Origin of the sequence: Patiriisocius sp. Uisw_047 (assembly GCF_047730165.1) — a bacterium.
In the GTDB taxonomy this organism is placed as follows: Bacteria; Bacteroidota; Bacteroidia; order Flavobacteriales; family Flavobacteriaceae; genus Patiriisocius.
Map to the genome: position 1 here is coordinate 2272963 of NZ_CP159834.1, position 25215 is coordinate 2298177.

At 37.2% G+C, this 25215-nt stretch carries 22 protein-coding genes and 1 other RNA gene; 11 read left to right on the forward strand and 12 right to left on the reverse strand.

Annotation, left to right across the window (positions count from 1 at the left end; all coding sequences use genetic code 11):
- Positions 1-484: 484 nt before the first annotated feature.
- From ABXT71_RS09860 to ABXT71_RS09870, 3 genes are all read right to left on the reverse strand, one after another.
- Entirely contained in the window at positions 485-1903 is a 1419-nt protein-coding gene (locus tag ABXT71_RS09860) for a choice-of-anchor B family protein (protein WP_415371147.1), read from the reverse strand.
- 193 nt (positions 1904-2096) lie between these two features.
- Positions 2097-4556 carry a carboxypeptidase-like regulatory domain-containing protein gene (locus ABXT71_RS09865; RefSeq protein WP_415371148.1) on the reverse strand — a complete coding sequence of 820 codons (2460 nt, stop codon included), beginning with the start codon at positions 4554-4556 and terminating at the stop codon, positions 2097-2099.
- A gap of 9 nt (positions 4557-4565) precedes the next feature.
- Positions 4566-6263 (reverse strand): M23 family metallopeptidase, encoded by a 1698-nt coding sequence (locus ABXT71_RS09870; protein ID WP_415371149.1) that lies wholly within the window; start codon positions 6261-6263, stop codon positions 4566-4568.
- A gap of 142 nt (positions 6264-6405) precedes the next feature.
- Between ABXT71_RS09870 and ABXT71_RS09875 the strand changes: the two genes are divergently transcribed.
- The 4 genes from ABXT71_RS09875 to rny all read left to right on the forward strand — a co-directional run bounded on the left by ABXT71_RS09875 (position 6406) and on the right by rny (position 8864).
- Positions 6406-6696: a hypothetical protein gene (locus tag ABXT71_RS09875; RefSeq protein ID WP_415371150.1), complete on the forward strand. Its 291-nt coding sequence runs from the start codon at positions 6406-6408 to the stop codon at positions 6694-6696.
- Between the two features lie 9 nt (positions 6697-6705).
- The gene (locus tag ABXT71_RS09880; protein WP_415371151.1) at positions 6706-6996 is read left to right on the forward strand and encodes a cell division protein ZapA; all 291 of its coding nucleotides are present in this window, start codon (positions 6706-6708) and stop codon (positions 6994-6996) included.
- 55 nt (positions 6997-7051) lie between these two features.
- A non-coding RNA gene (ssrS, locus tag ABXT71_RS09885) (6S RNA) lies at positions 7052-7172 on the forward strand.
- Between the two features lie 126 nt (positions 7173-7298).
- Complete coding sequence (gene rny / locus ABXT71_RS09890; RefSeq protein ID WP_415371152.1) at positions 7299-8864, forward strand: ribonuclease Y; 1566 nt, start codon at positions 7299-7301, stop codon at positions 8862-8864.
- 123 nt (positions 8865-8987) lie between these two features.
- Here rny and xerD read toward each other — a convergent pair whose 3' ends face one another.
- Positions 8988-9887, reverse strand: a complete 900-nt coding sequence (xerD, locus tag ABXT71_RS09895) for a site-specific tyrosine recombinase XerD (RefSeq protein WP_415371153.1) — start codon at positions 9885-9887, stop codon at positions 8988-8990.
- A 443-nt stretch (positions 9888-10330) separates the two neighbouring features.
- On the opposite strand from xerD, the gene ABXT71_RS09900 reads away from it, so the two are divergent.
- The 3 genes from ABXT71_RS09900 (at position 10331) to aroQ (ending at position 11910) form a co-directional block, all read left to right on the forward strand.
- On the forward strand, positions 10331-10690 hold the full coding sequence (locus ABXT71_RS09900) for an outer membrane beta-barrel protein (RefSeq protein ID WP_415373098.1): 360 nt from the start codon (positions 10331-10333) through the stop codon (positions 10688-10690).
- A gap of 89 nt (positions 10691-10779) precedes the next feature.
- Positions 10780-11400, forward strand: a complete 621-nt coding sequence (locus tag ABXT71_RS09905; protein ID WP_415371154.1) for a porin family protein — start codon at positions 10780-10782, stop codon at positions 11398-11400.
- A gap of 87 nt (positions 11401-11487) precedes the next feature.
- Positions 11488-11910 carry a type II 3-dehydroquinate dehydratase gene (gene aroQ / locus ABXT71_RS09910; protein ID WP_415371155.1) on the forward strand — a complete coding sequence of 141 codons (423 nt, stop codon included), beginning with the start codon at positions 11488-11490 and terminating at the stop codon, positions 11908-11910.
- Positions 11911-12079: 169 nt separating this feature from the next.
- Here aroQ and lpdA read toward each other — a convergent pair whose 3' ends face one another.
- The 4 genes from lpdA to ABXT71_RS09930 form a co-directional block, all read right to left on the reverse strand.
- Positions 12080-13456 (reverse strand): dihydrolipoyl dehydrogenase, encoded by a 1377-nt coding sequence (gene lpdA / locus ABXT71_RS09915; RefSeq protein ID WP_415371156.1) that lies wholly within the window; start codon positions 13454-13456, stop codon positions 12080-12082.
- A gap of 306 nt (positions 13457-13762) precedes the next feature.
- Positions 13763-14161 carry a peptide-methionine (R)-S-oxide reductase MsrB gene (gene msrB / locus ABXT71_RS09920; protein WP_415371157.1) on the reverse strand — a complete coding sequence of 133 codons (399 nt, stop codon included), beginning with the start codon at positions 14159-14161 and terminating at the stop codon, positions 13763-13765.
- Positions 14154-14645 carry a peptide-methionine (R)-S-oxide reductase MsrB gene (gene msrB, locus ABXT71_RS09925; RefSeq protein WP_415371158.1) on the reverse strand — a complete coding sequence of 164 codons (492 nt, stop codon included), beginning with the start codon at positions 14643-14645 and terminating at the stop codon, positions 14154-14156. Before msrB (ABXT71_RS09925) ends, msrB (ABXT71_RS09920) begins: the two co-directional genes overlap by 8 nt.
- Positions 14646-14648: 3 nt before the next feature.
- Positions 14649-15161, reverse strand: coding sequence for a lipoprotein (locus tag ABXT71_RS09930; protein ID WP_415371159.1), 513 nt, complete (start codon positions 15159-15161; stop codon positions 14649-14651).
- 154 nt (positions 15162-15315) lie between these two features.
- On the opposite strand from ABXT71_RS09930, the gene ABXT71_RS09935 reads away from it, so the two are divergent.
- From ABXT71_RS09935 to ABXT71_RS09945, 3 genes are all read left to right on the forward strand, one after another.
- Positions 15316-16137 carry a M48 family metallopeptidase gene (locus ABXT71_RS09935; RefSeq protein WP_415371160.1) on the forward strand — a complete coding sequence of 274 codons (822 nt, stop codon included), beginning with the start codon at positions 15316-15318 and terminating at the stop codon, positions 16135-16137.
- 117 nt (positions 16138-16254) lie between these two features.
- Positions 16255-17568 (forward strand): MFS transporter, encoded by a 1314-nt coding sequence (locus tag ABXT71_RS09940; protein ID WP_415371161.1) that lies wholly within the window; start codon positions 16255-16257, stop codon positions 17566-17568.
- 61 nt (positions 17569-17629) lie between these two features.
- Entirely contained in the window at positions 17630-19096 is a 1467-nt protein-coding gene (locus ABXT71_RS09945; RefSeq protein WP_415371162.1) for a DUF6252 family protein, read from the forward strand.
- Between the two features lie 99 nt (positions 19097-19195).
- On the opposite strand, the gene ABXT71_RS09950 is transcribed toward ABXT71_RS09945, so the two are convergent.
- The 4 genes from ABXT71_RS09950 to ABXT71_RS09965 are packed head-to-tail and all read right to left on the reverse strand — an operon-like array spanning position 19196 to position 22136.
- Positions 19196-19927 carry a head GIN domain-containing protein gene (locus ABXT71_RS09950; RefSeq protein WP_415371163.1) on the reverse strand — a complete coding sequence of 244 codons (732 nt, stop codon included), beginning with the start codon at positions 19925-19927 and terminating at the stop codon, positions 19196-19198.
- A 25-nt stretch (positions 19928-19952) separates the two neighbouring features.
- Entirely contained in the window at positions 19953-21041 is a 1089-nt protein-coding gene (locus ABXT71_RS09955) for a hypothetical protein (RefSeq protein ID WP_415371164.1), read from the reverse strand.
- On the reverse strand, positions 21025-21576 hold the full coding sequence (locus ABXT71_RS09960) for a hypothetical protein (protein ID WP_415371165.1): 552 nt from the start codon (positions 21574-21576) through the stop codon (positions 21025-21027). Before ABXT71_RS09960 ends, ABXT71_RS09955 begins: the two co-directional genes overlap by 17 nt.
- Positions 21573-22136: an RNA polymerase sigma factor gene (locus ABXT71_RS09965; RefSeq protein ID WP_415371166.1), complete on the reverse strand. Its 564-nt coding sequence runs from the start codon at positions 22134-22136 to the stop codon at positions 21573-21575. The genes ABXT71_RS09960 and ABXT71_RS09965 overlap by 4 nt, the downstream gene beginning before the upstream one ends.
- A gap of 502 nt (positions 22137-22638) precedes the next feature.
- Between ABXT71_RS09965 and lon the strand changes: the two genes are divergently transcribed.
- Positions 22639-25089 (forward strand): endopeptidase La, encoded by a 2451-nt coding sequence (gene lon / locus ABXT71_RS09970; RefSeq protein WP_415371167.1) that lies wholly within the window; start codon positions 22639-22641, stop codon positions 25087-25089.
- Positions 25090-25215: the final 126 nt, after the last annotated feature.

The window sequence follows — 25215 nt, forward strand, 5'->3', positions numbered from 1 at the left end:
TCAATACGATGCAAACTAATAGTCTGGAAAGCATAATTAAAAATCAATGGCATTGTTTCGGTCATTAGACCTTTTCCTCAATATTCTAGTAGGAACCAAAATCCAATTTAGGCTTTGTTGTTTTCTTTACTAAAATTATTTAACCGCCGGCGTCTAGAAAACTAACACCTTCTTTTGAGCAATCAGCCACCAGATTCAAGTTCCATTCTTCTCTAAATCTACACACCAAGTTATCTGTTCTTTGTTAGCCTCTGTGGTTTTAAAACTTATTCCGTAGTATTTAAAAAAGTCCTGGAGGGAGAGACCTTTAAAAACATGGTGCAAATCTGTGTCTTTAAATTGTCTAAGAACTACTCGGTCAGATTCTAATTTGGGAAAGGTAGGATTCTGTAATTGCTTTGTTAAAAATTCAGTACGTTCCTTTTAGTAAACCCCTCAGGAGTTAAGCTACTTGAAGCGTACATAAGATTGCTATAATTTAAGGTTATACCTTAATTATTTTCTTACTAAAGGCTCCATTAATAAGCACAAAATACACGCCTCTTGAAAAAGAAGCAATATCGACCTTTACAGTTCTTGTATCTACAGTTTCTGACGTATAAATACTTTTTCCCAGAAGATCGGTAATCTCCAAGCGATGTATTGTTTCTCCGATTAAGGACACAGTAATAGCGTTTTTTGCAGGATTGGGATATACCAAAATATTTTCAGCAAAATTTTGATCTTGTATACTTAAATCAGTGTTAGATCGCACCAGTAAAAGGCCTTCTGCACGATCACTTATCACAATATTACCGCTTTCAAAATATGGATATACATTCCAAGAGCCATTAAAACCTGAATTGTTATTTTGAGGAAAACTATCAAAATATCCATAAAGCGTCATCACGCTATTTTCAATTTCTGAAATATCAATCACTTGCATGCCTGCAGCGTTATTTGCTAAATAGAACTTGTCGTCTTTTACATATCCATTGTGATCTGTTGCATTTGAGGGTCCTTCATATTCAAAATGAAACAGTGGATTGTCTAAATCCTCAAAATCAAAAATAATAGTTCGTGAGTTGATACCTAAGTTAATTTCATCAGTTTCATCCCCTAAAATAAAGTAGCGATGATTTTCGGTCAACCAACCTTGATGCGTATACTCCACATTTGTATATCCAACAGTAGCGATTACTTCTGGGTTGGACTTGTCTGTAACATTGACGATAGCAACATGTGTTTCATTACTGCCAAAAAATATTTCTTGCCCTGTATAGTCTGTATCTGGTCCGTCATAAATAACTACTTGAGCATCATGTGTATAGCCTTCGCCTGCATAACCTCCTTCGGCTATTAGATTTAATGGGTCTTGAATATTTATAAAATGAGGTCCGCCAGAAAAGGTAGTCGTTCCTACGCCATAAGCATATCCGGTATCTTCATTAATCACAATATTATGCGCATTTCCAAAACCGCTATAATGGGCATCTTCAGTGAAAATAACGGGAGGGCTCGGCACATCACGTAAGCGAGTTAAATCAAACACTTGCATTCCGTGATTCGTATCTTCACTTACGATAAACACAAAATTATTGTATGTTTTTGCATCACGCCAAGTGGTATGGTCTGAACTTGAACCAGGAAGTTGTCCTAGGTAAATAGGATTCAATGGTTCTGAAACATCAATAAATGCAGTCGCTTCATTTAGGCAAATAATCGCATATTCCTTACCATCTTGAGGATCCGTCCAGCCCCAAGAATCGTTGGCTTTTACAGAGTTCATCGTAGCGAGTGGAATTTGCGAAATTAAATCGTACCCACTGCAAGGGAATGCACCAGAAAATCCATTTTCGCAAGGTATTTGAGCAACAAGGATATAACTGAAAAGAAGCGCTAATAGCGTAATTTTATTTCTCATAGCATCAAGTATTTATGTAAAACTACGTAAATAACTAAGACGATAATAATAAAACAACACGCTTATTGACTATGGCGCAAACGAATCTAGATGCGCATATTAAGAAGCCTTGCTTTAAGATTAAAATGAGGGCGCGATATATATGAGCTGTCTTACATTAAATATCAAATCTGAATTTAATAATGGGGATACCTTAAAATTTCATCGTAGTTCTAAGATTAAATACTCTTGGAGTCAAGAAATTTGGAATAGAATATTGCGTCTTGGTATATACATCACGCACAAAGGTGTTTGTAATAGAATTCTGAACATCAAAGATGTTGAATATTTCGGCACCAATGGTAAGCTCTTTAAAGTGACGTAAGAAGCCTTCTTCTTTTTTGCCGTTATTATCTACAATCACATAAGATACACCAAGATCTGCACGCTTATAATCTGGCAGTCGCTGTTGATAATCATAGGGATCTGCATAACTAGGTGAGCCTCCAGGAAGCCCTGTGTTATAGGTCAAGTTAAGGTATCCTTTTAAATTAGGAATTACTTTCACATAATCTTGAATCAATACCGCAAACTTTAACCGCTGGTCTGTAGGTCTAAATATATTACCGCGATTGTCTATGTTTTCTTCTGTTTTAAGATACCCAAAACTTACCCAGCTTTCGGTGCCAATCACAAACTCTCCTGCCATACGTACATCAAGGCCGTAGGCATATGCGGTGGCACTGTTGTTTGCTCTATATCGTATACGTACATTTTCTAGTGTATATGGGTTTACATCTGTGAGACCTTTGTAATACACTTCGCTATTTAAAGTAAAGGGTCTTTCCCATAATTTAAAACTAAAATCGTTTCCTAAAACGATGTGGGCACTTTGCTGCGCCTTTACATCTGGGACTACCGTTCCCGTCTGATCGCGTAACTCTCTATAAAATGGAGGTTGGTGATACAAACCACCAGAAATACGGAATAACATATCCATATCCCATGCTGGTTTAATTGTCATCTGCGCTCTTGGGCTAAAGGTTGTCTGAGTGACGCTTTCTATTCCTTGACCGCTAACCGTCCAGTTATGAGCACGAACTCCAGCGTTTAACCAGATGTCGTTTGCGCCCCATTGGGTTCTTTTGCTCCACTGCGCGTATCCGCTTATTCTGTTTATTTGAACATCGTTCTCCGCTCTAATTTCAGTAAATGGTGCAATAGGAGCGTCAAAAGGAGTATAGGGTTGGTCATTGACAAAATCTGGAATAGGGGGGCGGATAGAAAATCCAGCCGAATCAATGATCTCATATTCTTCTACACGATCACGGATGTCTTCGTGCGTGTATTTAATACCATATTCTATCGTGCTTTCTCCAGTAGAGATTGTTCCTTTGTTTTCTAGGTTCATTATTAAAGCGTCTAGATCATTACGGGCATGTGTAAGTTGAGAGCCCACACCTTCACTAAATTCGACTTCTCCTAGGTCTTGGTCTCCTATATTTGTGTTTGGTTCTCCTAATCGGTACTCAGCTAAAATATCATAATACTCTTGTTCTTGTGTTTGATACAACGAACTAATAAACTTAGTTGTGAAATTTTCATTCACCACATAGGTTCCTTTTAATGCCCCAAAGTACGTGTCATACTTATCTTCTTCTTGTCCTTCATAAAAAACGAGCAATGCAATAGGATCTGCGAGTGTCCCAAAATTAGTTTGACGACTGAGCGGCTCGTAGCTGTATTTATTAATTGCGATGTTACCTAAGAAACCAAGTTCAAACTTATTACTAAACTTATAACTCAAATAGGTCTGTGCATCTGCAAAGGTGGGCCTAAAGTTAGTTTCGGTTTGTTTTGAATTTACAAAAAGACTATTGTCACGATACCGTAATCCTGCGATGGCTCTAAATCGTTCATCTTTTGAGATACCCTCCACAGAGGCGCTTCCTCCTAACAAACTCAAATCTAGTGTCGCACCAAAATTTACAGGACGTCGATATTCAATATCTAAAACAGAAGAAAGTTTATCTCCATATTTTGCTTGAAAACCTCCAGCAGAAAAATCTACAGAACGTGTTAAATCACTGTTTACAAAACTTAAACCTTCTTGCTGCCCACTTCGTATTAAGAAAGGACGATATACTTCAATTTCATTGACATACACGAGGTTCTCGTCATAGTTTCCACCGCGCACCGCGTATTGTGTGCTTAGCTCGTTATTACCGTTGACACCTGGTAGTGATTTAAGTAAGTTTTCTACACCGGCATTTGCTCCCGGTAATTTTCGTACCGCCTCTGGTGAGATACTAATAATTCCTTCTACACGCTTACGTTCTTTTACGCTGATAATTACAGTCCCAATTTGTGCGACATCTGTTCTTAATACTGGATTGAATTCATAATCTTCATGTGCAGAAAGCGTCACATTAAGTACGATATCTTTTAGACCAATGTATGAAAACGTGAGTTTTACATTTTCATTTGCAGGAATCTCTAATAAGTAGTACCCATTAATATCGCTTTGAGTGCCAGTCTCTCCATAAGAAATGTTGACTCCACCTATGACATTATTCAATTCGTCAAGCGTTATCCCTTTGACGGTAGCATTTTGTGCTAAAAGAGTAGAAGTGATAATTAGTAAAAATGCGAGGGTCGTATAAAATGTCTTCAAAAGCGGTGTTTATATTTGTTTTCTGAAAAAAGTAGCCTCAAAAGTAGCACTATTTCCTACGTTATCGGTTACAATTAATTTAAGATTATTCTCTGTGTCAGAAATGATATTATCTGCAAAGTCATAAGTTAGAACGTCTTTTTTATATTCATATTCTGTGAGAATGTATTTTCCGTTGATTGTAGCGCGATAGGAGCTAATCCCACTTTCTTTGTCTTCAATCTTTATTTTTAACGACTTGTTGCTGCTTATCCATTTACCTTCTGAAAAGTTAATGGCTTTTATTTTAGGTTTTGTTGTATCTGCTGCAATCACATAATCGCCAAAGATGCGTACACGAGTTTTAAGCGTGTTCCCTTCTAGCATAGTATTACTATAGTAAGGAATACCTTTATAATTAAGCCTGCCCAAGTATAACTTACTTTTATCTGTTGTCTTATACGCAGAAATATCTGCAGAAATTGTCACATTTTTATGAATAGGGACTTCATCTTTATGAAAGGACAAGGTGTCTCCACGTGCAGAAATATCTAAGTACACATCTTCATACAAGCTTTGCGGAGGGAAATACATATCAAACTTTCCCTGCGATAGTGAGGTATGACCATTAGCCACAATATATTCATGTTTGCTATAATCTTCTGTAGCCACTAATTCTTCTGCATGAACCCCTTTTATCGGGATCGTGATGAGTACCTTATTATCAAGGTAGTCGCAGACCTCAATAGTGAAGTTGCTTTCAAACCCTTCGGAAACACTAATGAAACCGTTATCCTCTTCATTTTTGATAATACTTAAAGGATTATTAGATTCTCTAAACAACTTCTGAATTCTGCTTCTATTCTTTTTAAAATATCCGTAATCAATAAAGCGATTGAGATATCTTGTTTCGCTAAATGAGAATCTTTCAAATAGTATATTAAATTTCTCCTGCCCGTTATGTGCGGTTTTAATCTGGTAGACGCCATTTTTATTTGACGCGCCATTTTGTTGATCGTGAGATGAAATCCCGAATCCTATTTTTCCAAACGCTTCGATGTTTTCTGCTTTGTATGATCCATCTTTTTGTTTCTTAAGTCTTACTTTATATGGCTTTGTATCCCCGTTTACTTGAGCACCTGATCCCATAGGGTAGGCATAGACACTGCTTATAATTGGTTTCTTGGTGTCTGGAACTTCAATACCAAACAACATTGGGTTCATCGGTCTCGAGGCGGAGTCACGTATTTCAAAATGAAGGTGAGGGCCTCCACTGCTTCCGCTATCGCCTGTGTATCCTATGAGATCTCCTTTTTTAACAGGTATGTCTGCTTGCTCTGGAAAAAGCTCCACCTCATAGCGTTCTTTCTTATACTGGGCGCTCTTTACCAAGGTTTGAATATTTCCGCCGTAACGCTGCAAATGTGCGTAAACAGTGCTGTAGCCGTTAGGATGTTTTAGGTAAAGCGCCTTTCCGAATCCAAAATGAGCCACTTTAATTCTACTCACGTACCCATCTGCTGGGGCGTAAATGGGAATGCCCTCCACCTGTTTGGTCTTTATATCGATCCCAGAGTGAAAGTGATTACTTCGTAACTCGCCAAAACTTCCTGCGAGAATGAGCGGGATTTGCAGCGGATTATCAAAATAATCTTTAGGAATATCTTTCTGTGCAAAGCTGCTCCCAATTATTAATAAAGCCAAAACGAATGTAAATAGGTGTTTCATAGGATGTGAGCGTCTAAAGTATAATGAGGAGATGCGGGATATATTGCCACGTACAGTAATAATACGAAAATAAATAAAAAACAGTTGTCTTCTTTGGTTTAGTATCTTAACTTTGTGGATATAGCGTAGAAGAATAAACCAGATGAGTACGATACTTGAAATCGTTGATTCTCTTGAGAATAGAGTAAGCAAGCTGCTGCATCAACATAATAAGCAGAAGGCAATACAGGAAGAATTGATCAAAGAGGTGAGCGATTTAAGAGCGGAGCAGGCAAAATTTCTTGAAGAAATAGAGCAATGGCGTGAGAAGTACAATACAATGAAGGTGGCTAACTCGATGCTTGGCAGTGACCAATATAAACGAGAAACAAAACTAAAGATTAACTCTTTAGTGCGAGAGATTGACCAGTGCATTAATCAACTCTCTGAATAAAATAATATAATGTCAAAACCTTTAAAGATTAAGATTTCTATAGCAGACAGGGTATATCCATTAACCATAGCTCCAGCACAGGAAGAGGGTTTAAGGAAAGCCGCAAAGCAAATAGAGATTATGATAAAAAGGTTTGAAAAGAGTTATGCTGTGAGAGACAAACAAGATGTACTGGCGATGTCCGCCTTACAGTTTGCCGCTCAGGTAGAACAAAAGCAAATAGATAATTCTAGTGATTCTCAGCAAGTAGAAGAGCGCCTCAAAGCGCTAGACCAATTGCTTCACGAACAAGTATCGTAACGTTCTTTACATAATAACATTAGGTAACTGCCTATATTAATATACATTTTGGTAAACTCAACACTAATTCTTTTAAAAAGGGTGAGTTAAAGTTGTAAAAGAATGCCGCTAGAACCTTGGTTCTCAGGCGGACCCTTGATCAGCTTGGGAGCCCTAAACTTTTTTAAATGGAGTTTACACAAATCACATTATTAATATAGGCTTTTTTATGCTCTATTGTGAGCAACTATATAATCATACAGACAGAGTTTTCTGAAATTTTAAAGTTTCAATACCTGTTATAATTAAAACCAGACCATACAATGAATGAATATATCATACCAGTAATCGCCGCGGTTGTAGCTCTCATTATAGGCTTTGTAATCGCAAAAATTATGGCGAAGAACAGCGCCTCAGGCACCGTAGCCGCCGCAAAAAATGAAGCAGCGTCTATAGTTAAAGAAGCGACTTCACAAGGAGAGACCTTAAAGAAAGATAAAATGCTTCAGGCAAAGGAGCGATTTTTAGAGCTTAAGTCAGAACACGAAAAGGTAATCCTTAGTCGTGACAAGAAAATGAATGATGCAGAAAAGCGCATTCGTGATAAAGAGTCACAGATCTCTAGTGAGATTGCAAAAAATAAAAAGTTAAATAGCGAGATAGAAAATAAGGCTAAAAACTATGATGAGCGTTTGTCGGTACTTGACAAAAAGACATCTGAAGTTGAAAAAGCACATAGAAACCAAATACAACAACTTGAAGTAATCTCTAGCTTATCTGCAGAAGAGGCTAAAGAACAGTTAATGCATAGTCTGAAAGATGAGGCAAAAACTCAGGCGATGGCTTTTGTGCAAACTTCTGTAGAGGAGGCAAAGATGACGGCGCAGCAAGAAGCTAAAAAAATTATTATAAATACCATACAACGTATAGGAACAGAAGAAGCTGTAGAAAACTGTGTCTCTGTATTCAACCTTGAGAATGACGATGTAAAAGGTAGAATCATTGGTAGAGAAGGACGTAACATTAGAGCCATAGAGGCAGCAACAGGTGTTGAGATTATTGTAGATGATACTCCAGAGGCTATTATTCTTTCTTGTTTTGACAGTGTACGTCGCGAAGTAGCGCGTTTATCTTTACACAAATTAGTAACAGACGGTCGTATTCATCCTGCACGTATTGAAGAGGTAGTGAAGAAAACGTCAAGACAAATAGAAGAAGAAATTATCGATGTAGGTAAGCGTACCGTTATTGATTTAGGAATTCACGGTTTACATCCAGAACTAATCAAGGCTGTAGGTAGAATGAAATATCGTTCTTCTTATGGGCAGAACCTACTGCAACACTCGCGTGAAGTATCAAAATTATGTGGTGTAATGGCAAGTGAATTGGGTCTCAACCCAAAACTTGCAAAGAGAGCTGGATTATTACACGATATAGGTAAAGTGCCAGAATCTGAAACAGAATTACCACACGCAATCTTAGGAATGCAATGGGCAGAGAAGTATGGAGAGAAAGCAGAGGTATGTAATGCGATTGGTGCTCACCACGACGAGATAGAGATGACCAGTTTATTGTCACCTATCGTGCAGGTTTGTGATGCGATAAGCGGCGCAAGACCTGGTGCAAGACGTCAAGTATTAGATTCTTATATACAACGTCTTAAAGACCTCGAGGAAGTAGCTTTCGGTTTTAATGGTGTGAATAAAGCCTATGCAATACAGGCAGGACGTGAATTACGTGTAATGGTAGAAAGCGAAAAAGTAAGTGACGAGAAAGCGGCACAACTATCTTTTGAAATCTCTCAGAAAATACAAACAGATATGACCTATCCTGGTCAAGTGAAAGTAACCGTGATACGTGAAACGAGAGCTGTGAACATCGCGAGGTAGATTACTTAGGAAATACTAAATATTATAAGAATACTCTAGATATTTGAATCTGGGGTATTTTTTTTTGCGTGTGATTCACTTCGACAAGCTAAGAGTAATTATTAATTTGTAATACCTAACATTCTACGTTTTTCTAGGATGAAACTTATGGATCACCTCTGTGAGATGCGTCTTATCTATATGGGTGTAGATTTCTGTCGTAGTGATACTCTCATGTCCTAGCATCTGTTGGATCGCTCGTAGGTCTGCGCCGCGTTCTAAAAGGTGTGTAGCAAAAGAATGCCTAAACGTATGCGGACTTACATTCTTTTGAATTCCAGCTTTTACCACAAGCTGCTTAATGATTGTAAATATCATGGCCCGCGTTAAGCCTTTGCCACGTCTGTTTAAGAATAAAGTATCTGACGCTTCCACCTGGATGGGGTCGTGAATCCTTATTTCTTTTCTATAGATATCGATATACTTTATGGTCGCGTCTCCAATAGGTACAAAACGTTCTTTGTCTCCTTTTCCTGTAACTTTAATAAATCCCTCTTCAAAAAAGAGGTCAGATAACTTAAGACTTGTGACTTCAGATACACGAAGGCCACAGCCATATAAGGTTTCAAGGATGGCTCTGTTGCGCTCTCCTTGTTGCGTTGCGAGATCAATAGCAGAAATAAGAAGATCTATTTCTGTTTCACTTAAGGTGTCTGGGAGCTTCCTTCCTAGCTTAGGACTCTCCATTAATTCTAGGGGGTTTGTCTTTCTATATTCTTCAAAGACTAAATAATTAAAGAATCCCTTGAGTCCAGAAATCATCCTGCTCTGCGAACTTGGAGCCACCGTTTTTGCAATATCATAAATAAACTCCTGTACCGTTTTTTCTGAAATATCAATAGGCGAAACTACCATCTCGTGCAGTGCTAACCATTTCATTAATTTCTCAATGTCTAAGGAATAGTTGGCAATGGTATTCTGTGACAAGCCACGTTCAATACGCAGATAGTCTTGATACATTTTTAAGATTGGTTCCCATTTCATAAATTAAAAGTAATGCTTATTTTAATAGCTAACTATCCCAATTGTTAGAAGTATTGGCTATTTAAACTATTGATTCTCAATTATCTTCATATTAAATCTTAATGCCAAAGTTATTTAAATATTTTAGTTTAAGTAGCTGAAAAACAGTATTGTGCATTAAGTTCTATCTATTGAGAACTAAGGCGGTAGACCCAATCTAGGTGTTATGGTTTGTTTGTATTTTTACTATAGTATTAATCAATAATTTAAGCATTGTGAAAAATTTTTTTTTTAGCTGCTTTTGCAGTATTCGGATTAAGCAATGTTACTGCACAAGTTACTTTTGGAGCTAAAGCAGGTGTGAACCTTGCCTCTATAAATGGTGATTACAGTGATGACAAAGAAGGCTTAACTAGTTTTCATGTTGGAGGAGTTGCAAAAATTGAGATTTCAGAGTTTTCTCTATACAGCCAGAGCTAGTATACTCTTTACAAGGATATTCTTATGATTATATAGATGTTAAGCTTAGTTATATAAATATTTCAATTATGGCAGATTTTATGATTATGGAAGGTTTAAGCCTTCAAGGTGGACCTCAAATTGGAATTAATCTAAGTGGCAAAAACGATTTTGGTGGTGGGACGACAGACATTGAAGACATTGAAGCATTAAATATTGCAGCTGGAATAGGGGCACAATATAAATTAGCTTCTAATGGTTTGTTTTTTCAAGCTAGATATGTAACTGGACTTACTGAAATAAGAAAAGATTCAGGCCAAAAAAATGGAGTAATTAGTCTTTCTGTTGGTTATACGTTTAATTAATATCCAACTACTTACAAATATTGAAAAGGAGCGCAATTCGCTCTCCTTCTTTAATTGAGTATTTTTATTCCATATAAAATTTATTTTCAATGAAATTACATTCAGGTCTATTTACATTAATTGTACTATTTATTTCTATCACTATCTTTGGGCAAGAGGGACAAACAAGATTCGGGTTTAAGGCCGGAGTTAATTTATCTTACACCGCTAGCGGTCAGTTTAATGAAGGCGGAATTCCAAGAGTCGGCATCCTCTTTGGGCTTGTAAGCGAAATTCCCATTACTCAAGAAATATTATTTGCCCCAGAATTGCTGTATTCTCACCAAGGAAATGTGAGACGATTTAATGAGGTGGGTTCAGATTCTACAACACGAACACAGCTTAATTATGTAAACGTCCCCTTATTATTTAAGTACTATATAAACGATAACATATCCATCGATCTTGGTCCATACACTGGTCTTAATATTATAGCAAATTCTGTGATTAGAAGTGGAGGCGGGGAGCCTTCTTCTGCAAAAATTGAAGATGGCATAAACTTTTTTGATGCGGGCATTGCAGGGTCTATTGGGTATATGTTGTCTCAAGATTTCTTTATTAGTGCCCGGTATTCCAGAGGATTCACTTCTGTCTTTGACAACACAGCAGATTCGCTCGGGCTACGCGCAAAAAATTCAGTGTTTAATTTGTCTTTCGGGTTATATTTGTAATATGAAATGCCCATTAAAAGTGTATAAACAAATCGAAGATGACCATTTAGGCATACCATCTTCCTATTTTTTTAATATTTTATAAGGATGAAAATCATTATCATTAACGGACCTAATCTTAATTTACTTGGTAAAAGGGAGCCATCAATTTACGGAAATCAAACCTTTGAGGCGTACTTCGGAAATTTGAAAACCCAAAACCCAGCTGTCTCATTAGAATACTTTCAATCTAATATAGAAGGAGAGCTCATCGATAAGCTTCAAGAAGTAGGTTTTAATTATGATGGTATTATTCTTAATGCTGGCGCTTACACCCATACTAGTATAGCTATTGGCGATGCCGTAAAGGCAATAGAAACATCAGTAGTAGAAGTGCATATATCAAACACTTTTGGTCGAGAAGAATTTAGGCACCAGTCGTATATTTCTGCGGGCGCTAAAGGAGTTATTCTAGGTTTTGGGATGGAGAGTTATGAACTGGCTTTGGCCAGTTTTGATACAAAGGGTTAATTTCCTCACCAAACTTTATCTGCTCAGCCGAAAAGGCTGATTGAAACTTTTGACTTTCCATTAGGAAGTGTAGCCAAATTTTTTCGTTTATGATGGTACAAAAAATTTAAACAAAAAAAATCCACATTTCAAGATATTGAAATGTGGATTTTTTAATTTTATCTAAACCCTAAAGGTGAATTACCTCACCATAAGCATCTGCAACTGCCTCCATTACCGCTTCACTCATCGTTGGATGCGGGTGGATCGTTTTTAATACTTCATGTCCTGTAGTTTCTAGTTTTCTTCCTAATACTGCTTCAGCAATCATATCTGTTACGCCTGCACCAATCATGTGACATCCCAGCCATTCGCCATACTTAGCATCAAAAATAACTTTTACAAACCCGTCTTTAGTTCCTGCTGCACTTGCTTTACCGCTGGCAGAGAACGGGAATTTACCAACCTTAAGTTCGTAACCTGCGTCTTTTGCTTGTTGTTCTGTCATTCCTACACTTGCAATCTCTGGAGTTGCATAGGTACATCCTGGGATATTTCCGTAGTCAATAGGCTCACAGTGTTCCCCTGCAATCTTTTCTACACAAAGAATTCCCTCTGCAGAAGCTACATGGGCTAGGGCAGGACCAGGAGTGATATCACCAATTGCGTAGTAGCCTGGCATATTAGTCTGGTACCAGTCATTGACCATTACCTTGCCTTTGTCTGTTACGATCCCTACATCTTCAAGACCAATGCCTTCAAGATTTGTTGCAATACCTACGGCAGATAATACAATTTCTGCTTCTATAATTTCTTCGCCTTTCTTTGTTTTTACAGTGGCTTTAACCGTCTTCCCAGAAGTATCTACACTTTCTACAGAAGCATTAGTCATTACTTTAATCCCTGCTTTTTTAAATGATTTTTCAAATTGCTTAGAAACATCGATATCTTCAAGCGGTACTAAGTTTGGTAAAAACTCTACAATAGTAACATCTGTTCCCATTGCATTATAAAAGTGTGCAAACTCAACGCCTATGGCTCCAGAGCCAACCACAATCATAGATTTAGGTTGCTTTTTTAATGTCATTGCTTCGCGATATCCTATCACTTTCTTTCCGTCTTGAGGAAGATTAGGCAATTCTCTAGAGCGAGCACCTGTTGCGATGATTATATGATCTGCACTGTATTCTGTTCCATCAACATCTACTTTCTTTCCGGGTTTCAACTTTCCGAAGCCATTGATGATATCTATTTTATTTTTCTTCATCAAGAATTGAACACCTTTGCTCATTCCATCTGCGATGTCTCTACTACGTTTTACTACTTTAGTAAAATCTTTATCCGCACCTTTAACAATAAGACCGTAGTCTTCTGCGTGGTTTAAATAATCAAAAACTTGCGCGCTTTTTAAAAGTGCTTTTGTAGGGATACAACCCCAGTTAAGGCATACGCCTCCAAGGCTCTCTTTTTCTATAACGGCTGTCTTTAAGCCGAGCTGAGAAGCGCGAATGGCAGTTACATATCCACCTGGGCCACTTCCTAAAACGATTACATCATATTTACTCATAATACTGAAATATTCATTGCTGATTAAGTATGCGAATTTACAAAATAGTAGGAGTAAATCATAATAGTGCTTGGGAATAGTTTTTTGGTTTTTTTACGGCTTAATTAGATTTGCACTAGATAAGAGTATTTATATGAAATGTGTATAGTTAGGCGTCGCTTGTCTCGTAACGTTTTGGTGGTAGTTCCCTTCAAATAAAGAACCAAGTTTTTAAGCTAAAAGATTTAATGTAGGGCACAAAAAAAATCCAGCCAAAGGTATATTAAACCTAAAGCTGGATCTGTTTTTAAAATTTCAGAAGGAATGCTACTTCCTATTAAAGGCTACTGATAGTGAGTTAACACAATACCGTTGCCCCGTTTTTGAAGGGCCATCATTAAACACGTGTCCTAGGTGACTTCCGCAATTTGCACATAGGATTTCTGTACGCATCATTCCTAAAGTACTGTCCTTTACATACGCTACACTACCTTCTATGCTTTCATCAAAACTTGGCCAACCACAACCGCTATCAAATTTACTGTCGCTCTTAAATAATGGTATGTGACAAGCGCCACAAGCGTACTTTCCATCGTCAAAGGTTAAGTTATATTCTCCTGTGTGTGGACGTTCTGTTCCTTTTTCTCTCAGAATTTTATAGCGTGCTTCTCCAAGCTCCGCTTTCCATTCTGCTTCTGTCTTATTTACTGGATACTGCTTACTCATCTTTTGTAGGTATAAATTTTAAGGCTGCGCCATTAATACAATGTCTTTTACCAGTAGTAGCTTTTGGGCCATCACTAAAAACGTGTCCTAAGTGGCCTCCGCAAGTTGCACAATGCTCTTCTGTACGAATATAGCCTAAGTTATTATCTGTATCAAAAGCCACATTGCCTTCTATCTCTCTGTCAAAGCTAGGCCATCCTGTTCCGCTATCAAATTTATGCTCGCTTTCAAAAAGAGGCGCTGCACAAGCTGCACAAACATAGATTCCTGTTTTGTAGTTTTTATTTATTGGGCTAGAAAACGGTCTTTCTGTTCCCGCTTCTCGTAATACATTATAGGCTAGAGGCGATAACGCTTCTTTCCATTCTGTATCTGTCTTAACAACCGAAAATGATGTATTCTCTGTTTTTTTTGTTGTGTCCTGAGCTTTAGAATTACAACTAAAAGCTACAAGGGCTATGGCAATGATTAAAAGGTGTTTCATATATTAATTTAAATTAATAACGTTTATTTCTGAAATATTAATAGTCTCTAAAAGGATATCCATACCCATTGTTGTGTCTGCAAATTCTGCAGGAAGGATAGCAATTCTGAACGTTTGGTCGTTGGTAAATTCACTTCCTAACGTATCTAAATTAAAGTTAGAACCTAAGAACAAACGTACGTCTACAAAAGTGTGATCAAAGTTGTACACTAACGTTCCTTGAGAAGGAAAAAATGTTTGCGGTAGTTGGCTCCAAACATCAAAAGAACCGCCTTGACCGTCCGGAACTACATCTTCTAAAAGGTACACCAATATCACATCGCTTTCAAAAACTTGTATATCTAAGGGTATCGTAATAAGCGCACTGTAATTGTTATTAGGATTAAAATCAATGGTAGTTTCAAAAACGCTGCCTAATATATTTATTCCGTCTTCACCAGAAGCTCCTTGATCTCCTTGACAGGCTGTTAATGTGAGTGCGGCCACGATAGTAAAAATGCTGAAAATCTTTTTCATAGTGTTGTTTTTTATATATTGTTTATATCAATAGTTATTCCAAATTATAGATACTTCAAATTTTTAGCATAAAAATAGCAACTAATTTTTATTATTAATATAATAGTATTCTAAAATGAAAAATTTAACTTTATCAACTATTAAATAATCCATCATGAAAACTAAAACTATTTTATCTTTGTGTGCCATCGCCGCAATTGCTTTAGCCTGCGCCACGAACCCCTTTACAGGAAAGAAAACGATAGCCATTATTCCTAACTCCCAGATCTTGCCAATGGCATTTCAGCAATACGATCAATTTTTAGCAGAAAATAAAGTCGTTAAAGGAACTACAGATGCTAATAGAATTAATAATATTGGACAGAAAATAGCTGCTGCTTCAGAACGCTATTTAACGGCTAATGGCTACGCAGGATATCTAAAAGATTATGCTTGGGAATATAACCTAGTTGAAGACGATGCAGTAAATGCTTGGTGTATGCCAGGAGGAAAAATTGTTTTTTACACGGGGATTATGCCTATCGCACAATCTGATGGTGGTGTAGCTGCGATTATGGGACATGAAGTTGCACACGCTTTAGCAAATCATGGGCAGCAACGTATGAGTGCTGGACAAATACAACAATTAGGTGCTGCGGCAGGAAATATTGCACTAGCAAATGATTCTGAAAACCAAGAGATGTTCAACCAGTATTATGGAGTTGGGACACAGCTAGGTCTTATGTTACCATTTAGTAGAAACCACGAAAGCGAAGCAGATAAAATTGGTTTAACGCTAATGGCAATGGCAGGATATGAGCCTTTAGCTGCGGCAGATTTATGGAGAAGAATGAAAGCTAACAGCGGAGGAGGAGCTCCGCCAGAGTTTATGAGTACGCACCCTTCAAGTGATACCCGTATCAATAACATTACGGCTTGGGCAAATGAGGCAAGAGCTAAGGCGAGAAAATATGGCGTAACTTCATTTAAAAAATAAAATATATACGATCATTTGACTTCAGTTAAAAATTGTATTTTCATTCCCGCTTAACGGCGGGTTTTTTTTGCAGAAATTTTATGAATTCCGACTAGAGCGTAAAATATCGTATATAATATGTATAATCAATTAGAGAAAGGAAGTAAAAAATTATTAAATGCTTGGGCCTTTTATGACTGGGCAAATTCTGTTTATAGCCTTGTGATTGCCTCTGCAGTTTTTCCTATCTTTTATGGAGCACTTTTTAAGGAAGCCGGAGTAGAGACGGTAGAAGTTTTTGGTGGGGCAATACGAAGTACCCCGCTCATAAGTTATACCACTGCAGCCGCATTCTTACTAGTGGCTATCCTATCGCCTTTTCTATCTGGTATAGCAGATTATGTGGGGAACAAGAAAAACTTTATGAAGTTTTTCTGTTATTTAGGGGCGCTTTCTTGCATCGGACTTTACTTTTTTGACCTCGAATATATTCATACTAGTTTGTTATTTTACTTTTTTGGACTCGTTGGTTTCTGGGGGAGTTTAGTATTTTATAATTCATATTTGCCAGATGTAGCGCATAAAGACCAGCAAGATAGCATCAGTGCAAAAGGGTATTCTTTAGGGTATATAGGGAGTGTGATTTTGCTAATCTTCAATTTATGTATGGTAATGTATCCTCAACTTTTTGGATTAGGAGAGGGAGGAGATGCAAGTATGCTAGCGATGAAGATTTCTTTTTTAACCGTAGGAATCTGGTGGATCGCTTTCAGTCAATATTCTTTTTATCACCTCCCAAAAGGGAATAAAAACAGTGAAAAAATTTCTAAGCAAGTACTTTTTAATGGCTTTAAAGAACTCAGAACGGTGTATCATAGCTTAACAGGAAACCTAAGGCTCAAACGATATCTACTTGCATTTTTTGTTTATAGCATGGCGGTGCAGACCGTGATGTTGGTTGCTACTTATTTTGGCGAACAAGAAATAGCATGGGCCGGAGATGATGCAAAAACGCTAGGTTTAATTGGGAGTATTCTTCTTATTCAAATAGTAGCGGTCTTGGGTGCATTTTTAACTTCACGTAGTTCTCATCGCTTCGGAAATATTAATACCTTAATAGTCATTAATGTCATATGGGTCGTGATCTGTGTTGTAGCTTTCTTTATTACAGAACCAATTCAATTTTATGCAACCGCAGGTTTTGTAGGGCTAGTGATGGGTGGAATTCAATCCTTATCTCGTTCTACATATTCAAAATTTTTGCCAGAAACAAAGGACACCACATCGTATTTTAGTTTTTATGATGTTGCTGAAAAAATAGGGATTGTTATAGGAATGCTACTATATGGCTTTATTGACCAGATAACAGGATCGATGCGAAACTCTATATTGTTTTTAGTGATTTTCTTTATAGCTGGAGTAGTTTTACTTCTACGAGTACCGAAAAAATAAGGGCTTTTAGGCAATTTTTTGGTATTTTTACGTTTAATAAAAAAACTTAACCGCGCATTCTATGAAAATATTTACATCCATAAGATGGATGATGATCCCAATGATTGTCCTTCTTTTTACTTCCTGTGATAACGAACCTATTGATCCTAACTTTCCTGATATTATGGAAGATGTGATTTTAGAACCAGGTTCCTTTGTTGCGACTATTAACACTACTTCCTCTTTTAATGCGGGCGCATCTACTGCTGTACTTGATACCGACGGTTTATTAGTGATCTCTGGAGCCAACCAAGGCACGGGCGAATTACTTTTTCTGTCTGTTGAAAATGCCGAAGTAGGTTCGTTTAGTTTAAACGCTAGTGATAATACATTAAATGCTGCTGTGTATATTCTTTTAGAAGAAGCAGCTAACCCATATACAACTGCGACAGCTATAGGAGGTTCTGGATCCATGATGATTACAGAACTAGATATGACCGCACAAGTAGTGAGTGGTACTTTTAGTTTTTTAGGGAAAAGAATTATGCAAGATGCTAATGGGAACCCTGTTACAGATAGTGCCGGAAACCCAGTAATAGAAACATTTACCGTTACTGACGGCGCATACCTTCAAATTCCTTTCACAATAGAAGATGCTGGTACAGGTGGTACAGATGATGACCCAGATCCAGACGATGATACGACCGTGAGTAATTCTTTTGAGGCAGATATAGATGCAGAAGGAGATGACAATGATGGACAATTTACCGGTGATTCAATTCTTTCAGAACTCGCAACAGTGGGGGGCATTCAAGTTGTACGTATTTTAGCGCTTAATAATAATGGAGCATCTATTAGAATCGATATACCTGAAAATTTAGGATTGGGAACCTACGATATGGTGAACCTTTCAAATGGAACGGAATTGATTGCACTATATAACGATGGACAAGGAACAGCAAACCTAACTTCAAATCCTGGCACTATAACGATTACAGATTTTAGTAAAGCAACAGGAAGAATTGTAGCGACTTTTTCATTCACAGGAACCGATCCATTGAACAATAAAACAAATGTCGTGGAAGCAACGAACGGTGCATTTACAATTTACTATATGCCAAACATAGAAAATGTACCAGATCCATTTGCAGCAACAGTAAATGATGTCATTTTAGTGCCTACATTAGTGGAGAACGGTGTCTTTTTATTTGCAGGATCTGATGTAGAGGTTGTCACTTTTACTGGAGCAGATGATTTACAGAGTATAACGGTTACATTTCCAAGAAATATTACAACAGGAACGTATACAATGGTTCCAGAACAAATAGACGGAAGTGAAGTAATTGGATTTTATACGCCAGATACGACTGTTTTAGTACCACAAGTATTTACCTCGACAACTGGAACTTTTACTGTTAATAGTTATGATACTATTACCGATAATATAGAAGGGACATTCAGTTTCTCTGCTATAGACCCAACAGAGCAAGACCCTGCGGTTTTTGAAATAACAGAAGGTACGTTCTTCTTCACTATTGAAGATGAGTAAAAAAACCCTGCTTCTTGGTTGACAGGAAGGAAAAAAAATTATATTAATAAAAAAATGCCACGATTTCTCGCGGCATTTTTTTATTCTTAAAGTGTATTCTTAGTTCGCATCAATATCACCGGAGCCGCTTATCTTAGTGTCTACTTTATCAGGGTTACCGCTATATGAGATATCACCAGACCCATTTACTCGGGCTTTAATACTCTTTTTAGCATTCACTTGTAAATCTCCAGATCCTGCAACGAAAGCCTCTGTATATTGAGCGTCAAGAGCGCGTGCATCAAGATCTCCACTACCACTTACTTTAGCCTTAAAGTTGGTGGCTTTACCTTGTAGCCGAATATCGCCACTTCCACTTAAATTACCGTCCAGATTTTCTGCTTCGATAGTAAGATCCATATCTCCAGAACCCGTAACCGAAATATCCATTTGACTTGCTTTTATGGTTGCTTTACTGCTCACATAACCAGAGCCTACTAAAGAGATGTTATCGAGATCCATAAAGGGCACTTGTATATTGATTCCTTTTTTGGTACGCAACCATCCTTTCTTTGTCAATGAGATGGAAAGTTTACCACCGCTCGATGTGATGTCTACATATTCTTGTAGATTTTCATCCGTAGTCACTTTTATAGCACCTTCTGTCCCATTTACCAGGGTAACATTCATAGACCCTACTGCATTAATTTCGTCGTAATCTGCCACTTTAACTGTCTCTGTAGTTACATTACCATTGCCTTTTATCCCTTTGTTATTCCAGGATTGGGCACAGGATGATAATGTAATTAATGCTAGCGCTAGTAGCGTCGCAATTTTTGATACTGTTTTCATGAGTTTCTGTTTTAATTTATTGGGTTTAGTTTTCAAAGAAAGTCACACCACCATATTCTGATGATATGTTTATAGTGTTCCCACTATTCTTTTTGTTGTGATAGCCTTCATATCTTTTTTCTGTAGAATCACTTTGAGATTTTGTTATCTCTACAGAATCAGACCCTTTAAAGCCAGCGTAGTCAAGGTTTATTACAAAGTCGAAAGCAAAATCACTTGCGAACCCTACTTTTACTCCTGTATAATCAGAGTTAATAATAACTTCTTTTACTCCATTTGTTAATCGTTCTACATATATAGAACCGTAATCTGTATTTAAGTTGAGATCACCACTTACAGTTCCTATTTTGTTAGAGATATAATCTCCACGACCTATTATTTTTCCCGCCTTGCCTACTTGTACTTTTCCGTAGTCACAATTATAGTTAAGATATGCCACTTCGCCTATTTCAGAACGCGAGTAGTCCGCGTTGAGTTCTAATCGACCTACCTTATCAAGTGTGAATCCAGAATAGTCTGCCACGATTTTTCCGCTTTTCATATATGCAATGGTAGACTTGTCAGTATAATCAAAGTTAAGGTAATTATTATCTGCCATAAGCTCTCCTATAATGAGTTGCCCATAATCACAATTGATGCGCGCATTTCCTTCGAGTCTATTGATACGAATACTCCCGTAATCATTATCAAGATCTACAGAGTTGGTAACGGGTATCTTAACTGTATAATTGATTTCCATAGATACGTTATCGTTATCGCCAAACCAGCTACTCCATAAAGATTTATTGTCATCGTTAAATCTAGTCACCGCTTTTACTAGGCTACTATTTACAGTAAAATCAATTTTTATTTCTCTTAACTTCTCTTGTGCTTTACTTTCACTGCTTGCGTTGGTAATAATAGTAATGTCTATTACCGTTCTGTTTTCGTCCCAAGTTACAATGTCTATACTACCGTAGCTGTTGTTTATTTCTAAACCAGCACTCGGGTTTACATCATATTCTTTGTGGATCTTCTTTTCAGCTTTATATTTTCCTTTTGGTTCATGATTCGTGGCTATCGCCATAAAGGGGAGGAAGAAGGCAATTATTAAGGTGTTATAATAAGTTCTCATCGCTATCGTATTTTAGGTTCTTTAATTCATCTATTTGTGACGCAACTTCCTTGAGTAAATCTATTCTACTCTGGAAATTGGTAATCATCGCGTAAATTACGCGCTTGTCTTGACCACTTTTCTTTAGGTCCATTTTCAATGATTGATATTCTGTTTCTAGTATGGTTAGTTGGGTGATAGCATCATCTACAAGTCTTTTGGTCTCTGGAGTCTGTAAATTCTGTATTGTTTCTAATTCGTGGTTAATTGCATTAGTAAAAAATGATTGGGTTTGTTGCATTTCTGGCGAGACACTTGCTAGATCAGATTCCTGTGGTTCTGCTTGTATAAAAAACAAACTAAAGCCTAGTAATAAAATAACAGAAGCCGCAATAGATAATGGTCTCCAAGAAAATTTACTTTTCTTTTTCTCCAGCGCAGCAGTACGCTGCTGCAGTCTATCTGTAAATCTGTTTTTATGTCCATCTGCACGCACCTGTGTTTCTAACTCATCTTTGAGTCTCGCAAACATATCTTTCATTCCGTCATTGCTCATAATTGGTCTATTTTAAATCTTAAACTATCTTTTGCTCGCGAGAGTAAGGTTCTCGCATTTCCATAACTAACTTGCATAATTTCGCTTATTTCTTTGTGGTCATATCCTTCCATATAATGCAGGGTAATCACTTGTCTGTACTTTTCGTTAATCTGATCTAATGCTATCATTAACTGCGCAGCCTCGACGTTCTTGTAATCTGCTTCAGAAATTCCTTCATAGGATACTTCTGTCGCTTCATCTTCTATTGTTATCCCTTCGTCATCATCAACAGAAACAAACCGCAAAGACTTTTTATACTGGGCAATACTATTGTTCACGACTATTCTTTTTAACCAAGCCCCAAAAGTTGCCGTCCCGTTAAAACTATCTATTTTGTCAAAAGCCGCAATAAATGATTCTTGCATTACATCTTCTGCCTCTGCTGTGTTCTTAACAATTCGTGCTGCAATAGTATACATCGCTTTGTTGTACCTATTATAAATCTCTAATTGCGCAAGCTGGTTCTCCTTTTTACACAATGAGACAAGTATCGATATGTCAGTCGTGGTTAGTGACAATTTATTTGGTGGTTGTTTATTAAGAGATAAAGGTAATTATGGATTGTTACACTTTTTATCAAATTTTATAAATAAATGTAGTTCTTTTTCGTCGGGCAGCATTTCTAGCGTTTTAAAGTACTTTCTTATTTCTGAAATTTTAAATTTTGAAGATTTGTTCTTGCTTTGAACTTTTAGTTATTTGAGTGCCTAACGGAACCAAAGTTCTTCATACCTAGCGAAGCTAATAGTTCCGCTTTTCTGAATAGGAAGGGTCGCTAAGCGAAACATCTTAATTACTCCTTACACTTAAGAAAACCAAAAATTCCAAATCATTACCCGATGGCAATAGGGACTAAAATCTAATTATCTATTCAACTCCCTTGGCATAACAATTGAATTATAGACATAGTAGATCAGCTAATGCTAGATACTTCAAGGTTTTAGCATTTCAGAAGTAAAAAAACTTAAAAAAAAAAGGCCTTGTGTCAACATTTATGACACAATGTCGTTAAACATATATATGTCAAAATCAAAATTATTATCCATAGACAGCATGTCACTGCAAGATTTGCGAGATGAAGCGGAATTAATACCATTGATGAGCGCCGAAGATGAAGATGAAATGCAACGTGAAAAATTACCGGAAACATTGCCGATACTTCCATTGCGGAATACGGTGTTATTTCCTGGTGTAGTGGTGCCAATTACTGCTGGCCGCGATACCTCTATAAAACTGATTAATGAAACCAACAAAGGCAATAAAGTTATAGGTGTTGTTTCGCAAAAAGACGAAAATAAAGAGAACCCTGGGATTGAAGATATAAATACCATTGGTACCGTTGCTCGTATTTTACGTGTCTTAAAAATGCCTGACGGAAATACTACGGTCATCATTCAAGGTAAAAAACGTTTTGAGGTGGCAGAGGTAATGACCACAGATCCTTATATGACGGCTACTGTACGTGAAGTTGCAGAAGCGAGACCAGGAGATAAGAACAAAGAGTTTGATGCTATCATTGAATCTATAAAAGAGTTGGCTTTAAAAATTATTAAAAACAGCCCAAATATTCCTAGTGAAGCATCTTTTGCAATCAAGAACATTGAGAGCAATTCTTTCTTGATCAACTTTGTGTGCTCTAATCTTAATATTTCTGTAGCAGATAAGCAGCGAATTTTAGAGATTAACAACTTGAAGGACCGCGCGCTGGAAGCATTGAAGTTTATGAACGTAGAGTTTCAGAAACTATCATTGAAGAACGATATACAGTCTAAGGTACAAGAAGATATGAGCCAACAGCAGCGCGAGTATTTTTTACACCAACAGATGAAAACGATACAAGAAGAACTGGGTGGTAATGGCAGTGAAGCAGAGATAGAAGAAATGAAGTCTCGTTCTAAGTCTAAAAAATGGACAGAAGAAGTTCAAAAGCATTTTGATAAAGAAGTATCTAAGTTACAGCGTATGAATCCGCAAGTAGCGGAATACAGCATACAACGTAATTATCTTGATCTAATATTGGACCTGCCTTGGGAAAAATTTAGTAAAGATAAGTTTGATTTAAAACGTGCTAAAAAGATATTAGATAGAGATCATTACGGTCTTGATGATGTAAAAAAACGAATTATAGAATATCTCGCTGTATTAAAATTGCGTAACGACATGAAGTCGCCTATCCTTTGTCTGTATGGACCTCCAGGAGTAGGGAAGACTTCCTTAGGGAAATCTGTTGCCGAAGCTTTAGGAAGAGAATATGTACGAATTAGTCTAGGTGGTTTAAGAGATGAAGCAGAAATAAGAGGACATCGTAAAACATATATTGGTGCAATGCCGGGAAGAATCATTCAGAGTTTAAAGAAAGCAGGGACAAGTAATCCTGTTTTTGTATTGGATGAGATCGATAAATTATCTACAGGAAATCAAGGAGACCCTTCTTCTGCAATGCTAGAAGTATTAGATCCTGAGCAGAATAGTGCCTTTTATGATAACTTTTTAGAATTAGGATATGACCTTTCTAAGGTGATGTTTATCGCAACGTCTAACCGTCTTGACACGATACAACCTGCATTGCTTGATCGTATGGAGATTATCAATGTATCTGGTTACACGATTGAAGAAAAAGTAGAAATCGCTAAGCGTCATTTGTTACCTAAACAATTAGAAGAACACGGGCTGACTAAAAAGCACTTGACAATAGCAAAGCCGCAATTAGAGAAGATTGTTGAGGGATACACAAGAGAAAGCGGCGTGCGTGGCTTAGAAAAGCAAATTGCTAAAATGGTTCGATACGCAGCAATGAATATCGCGATGGAAGAAGAATATGTGGTAAAAGTCACAAACGAAATTATTATAGCGGTACTTGGTTCTCCTAAATTAGAACGTAATAAATACGAAAACAATGATACCGCTGGTGTTGTCACGGGCCTTGCTTGGACGCGAGTAGGTGGAGACATTCTATTTATAGAAAGTATTTTATCTAAAGGAAAAGGTTCACTTACCATGACGGGCAACTTGGGTAAAGTAATGAAGGAGTCTGCAACGATTGCCCTAGAATACATTAAAGCAAATGCAGGGAAATTAGGGATCGACCCAGAAGTGTTCAGTAAGTATAACGTGCATTTACACGTGCCAGCTGGCGCTACACCTAAAGATGGACCGAGTGCGGGTATTACAATGCTAACTTCTTTAGTTTCATTATTTACACAGCGCAAAGTAAAGAAGAGCATTGCGATGACGGGCGAGATTACCTTAAGAGGTAAAGTGTTACCTGTTGGCGGAATTAAAGAAAAGATATTGGCAGCAAAACGAGCGCGAATTAAAGAGATTCTTTTGTGTGAAGAAAATAGAAGTGACATAGAAGAGATTAATCCTGAATATTTAAAGGGATTAAAATTTCATTATGTAAAAGAGATGAGTGACGTGCTTACACTGGCACTAACTAAGGAGAAGGTGAAGAACGCAAAGAAATTATAGTTGCTATTTCATAAGAAATCAAAACCACAAATGATAGGATCATTAGATCTTAAGCATATGTGGTTTTTTGTTTGTACGCATCTAATAAATCGACACTATAAAAGCTTTTTTACCTTTTGAAAATAA

Coding starts and splice junctions, on each gene's coding strand:
- ABXT71_RS09860 (WP_415371147.1), bottom strand. CDS start 1,903: ATGAGAAATAAAATTACGCTATTAGCGCTTCTTTTCAGTTATATCCTT.
- ABXT71_RS09870 (WP_415371149.1), bottom strand. CDS start 6,263: ATGAAACACCTATTTACATTCGTTTTGGCTTTATTAATAATTGGGAGC.
- ABXT71_RS09875 (WP_415371150.1), top strand. CDS start 6,406: ATGAGTACGATACTTGAAATCGTTGATTCTCTTGAGAATAGAGTAAGC.
- ABXT71_RS09880 (WP_415371151.1), top strand. CDS start 6,706: ATGTCAAAACCTTTAAAGATTAAGATTTCTATAGCAGACAGGGTATAT.
- rny (WP_415371152.1), top strand. CDS start 7,299: ATGAATGAATATATCATACCAGTAATCGCCGCGGTTGTAGCTCTCATT.
- xerD (WP_415371153.1), bottom strand. CDS start 9,887: ATGAAATGGGAACCAATCTTAAAAATGTATCAAGACTATCTGCGTATT.
- ABXT71_RS09905 (WP_415371154.1), top strand. CDS start 10,780: ATGAAATTACATTCAGGTCTATTTACATTAATTGTACTATTTATTTCT.
- aroQ (WP_415371155.1), top strand. CDS start 11,488: ATGAAAATCATTATCATTAACGGACCTAATCTTAATTTACTTGGTAAA.
- lpdA (WP_415371156.1), bottom strand. CDS start 13,456: ATGAGTAAATATGATGTAATCGTTTTAGGAAGTGGCCCAGGTGGATAT.
- msrB (WP_415371157.1), bottom strand. CDS start 14,161: ATGAGTAAGCAGTATCCAGTAAATAAGACAGAAGCAGAATGGAAAGCG.
- msrB (WP_415371158.1), bottom strand. CDS start 14,645: ATGAAACACCTTTTAATCATTGCCATAGCCCTTGTAGCTTTTAGTTGT.
- ABXT71_RS09930 (WP_415371159.1), bottom strand. CDS start 15,161: ATGAAAAAGATTTTCAGCATTTTTACTATCGTGGCCGCACTCACATTA.
- ABXT71_RS09935 (WP_415371160.1), top strand. CDS start 15,316: ATGAAAACTAAAACTATTTTATCTTTGTGTGCCATCGCCGCAATTGCT.
- ABXT71_RS09940 (WP_415371161.1), top strand. CDS start 16,255: ATGTATAATCAATTAGAGAAAGGAAGTAAAAAATTATTAAATGCTTGG.
- ABXT71_RS09945 (WP_415371162.1), top strand. CDS start 17,630: ATGAAAATATTTACATCCATAAGATGGATGATGATCCCAATGATTGTC.
- ABXT71_RS09950 (WP_415371163.1), bottom strand. CDS start 19,927: ATGAAAACAGTATCAAAAATTGCGACGCTACTAGCGCTAGCATTAATT.
- ABXT71_RS09955 (WP_415371164.1), bottom strand. CDS start 21,041: ATGAGAACTTATTATAACACCTTAATAATTGCCTTCTTCCTCCCCTTT.
- ABXT71_RS09960 (WP_415371165.1), bottom strand. CDS start 21,576: ATGAGCAATGACGGAATGAAAGATATGTTTGCGAGACTCAAAGATGAG.
- lon (WP_415371167.1), top strand. CDS start 22,639: ATGTCAAAATCAAAATTATTATCCATAGACAGCATGTCACTGCAAGAT.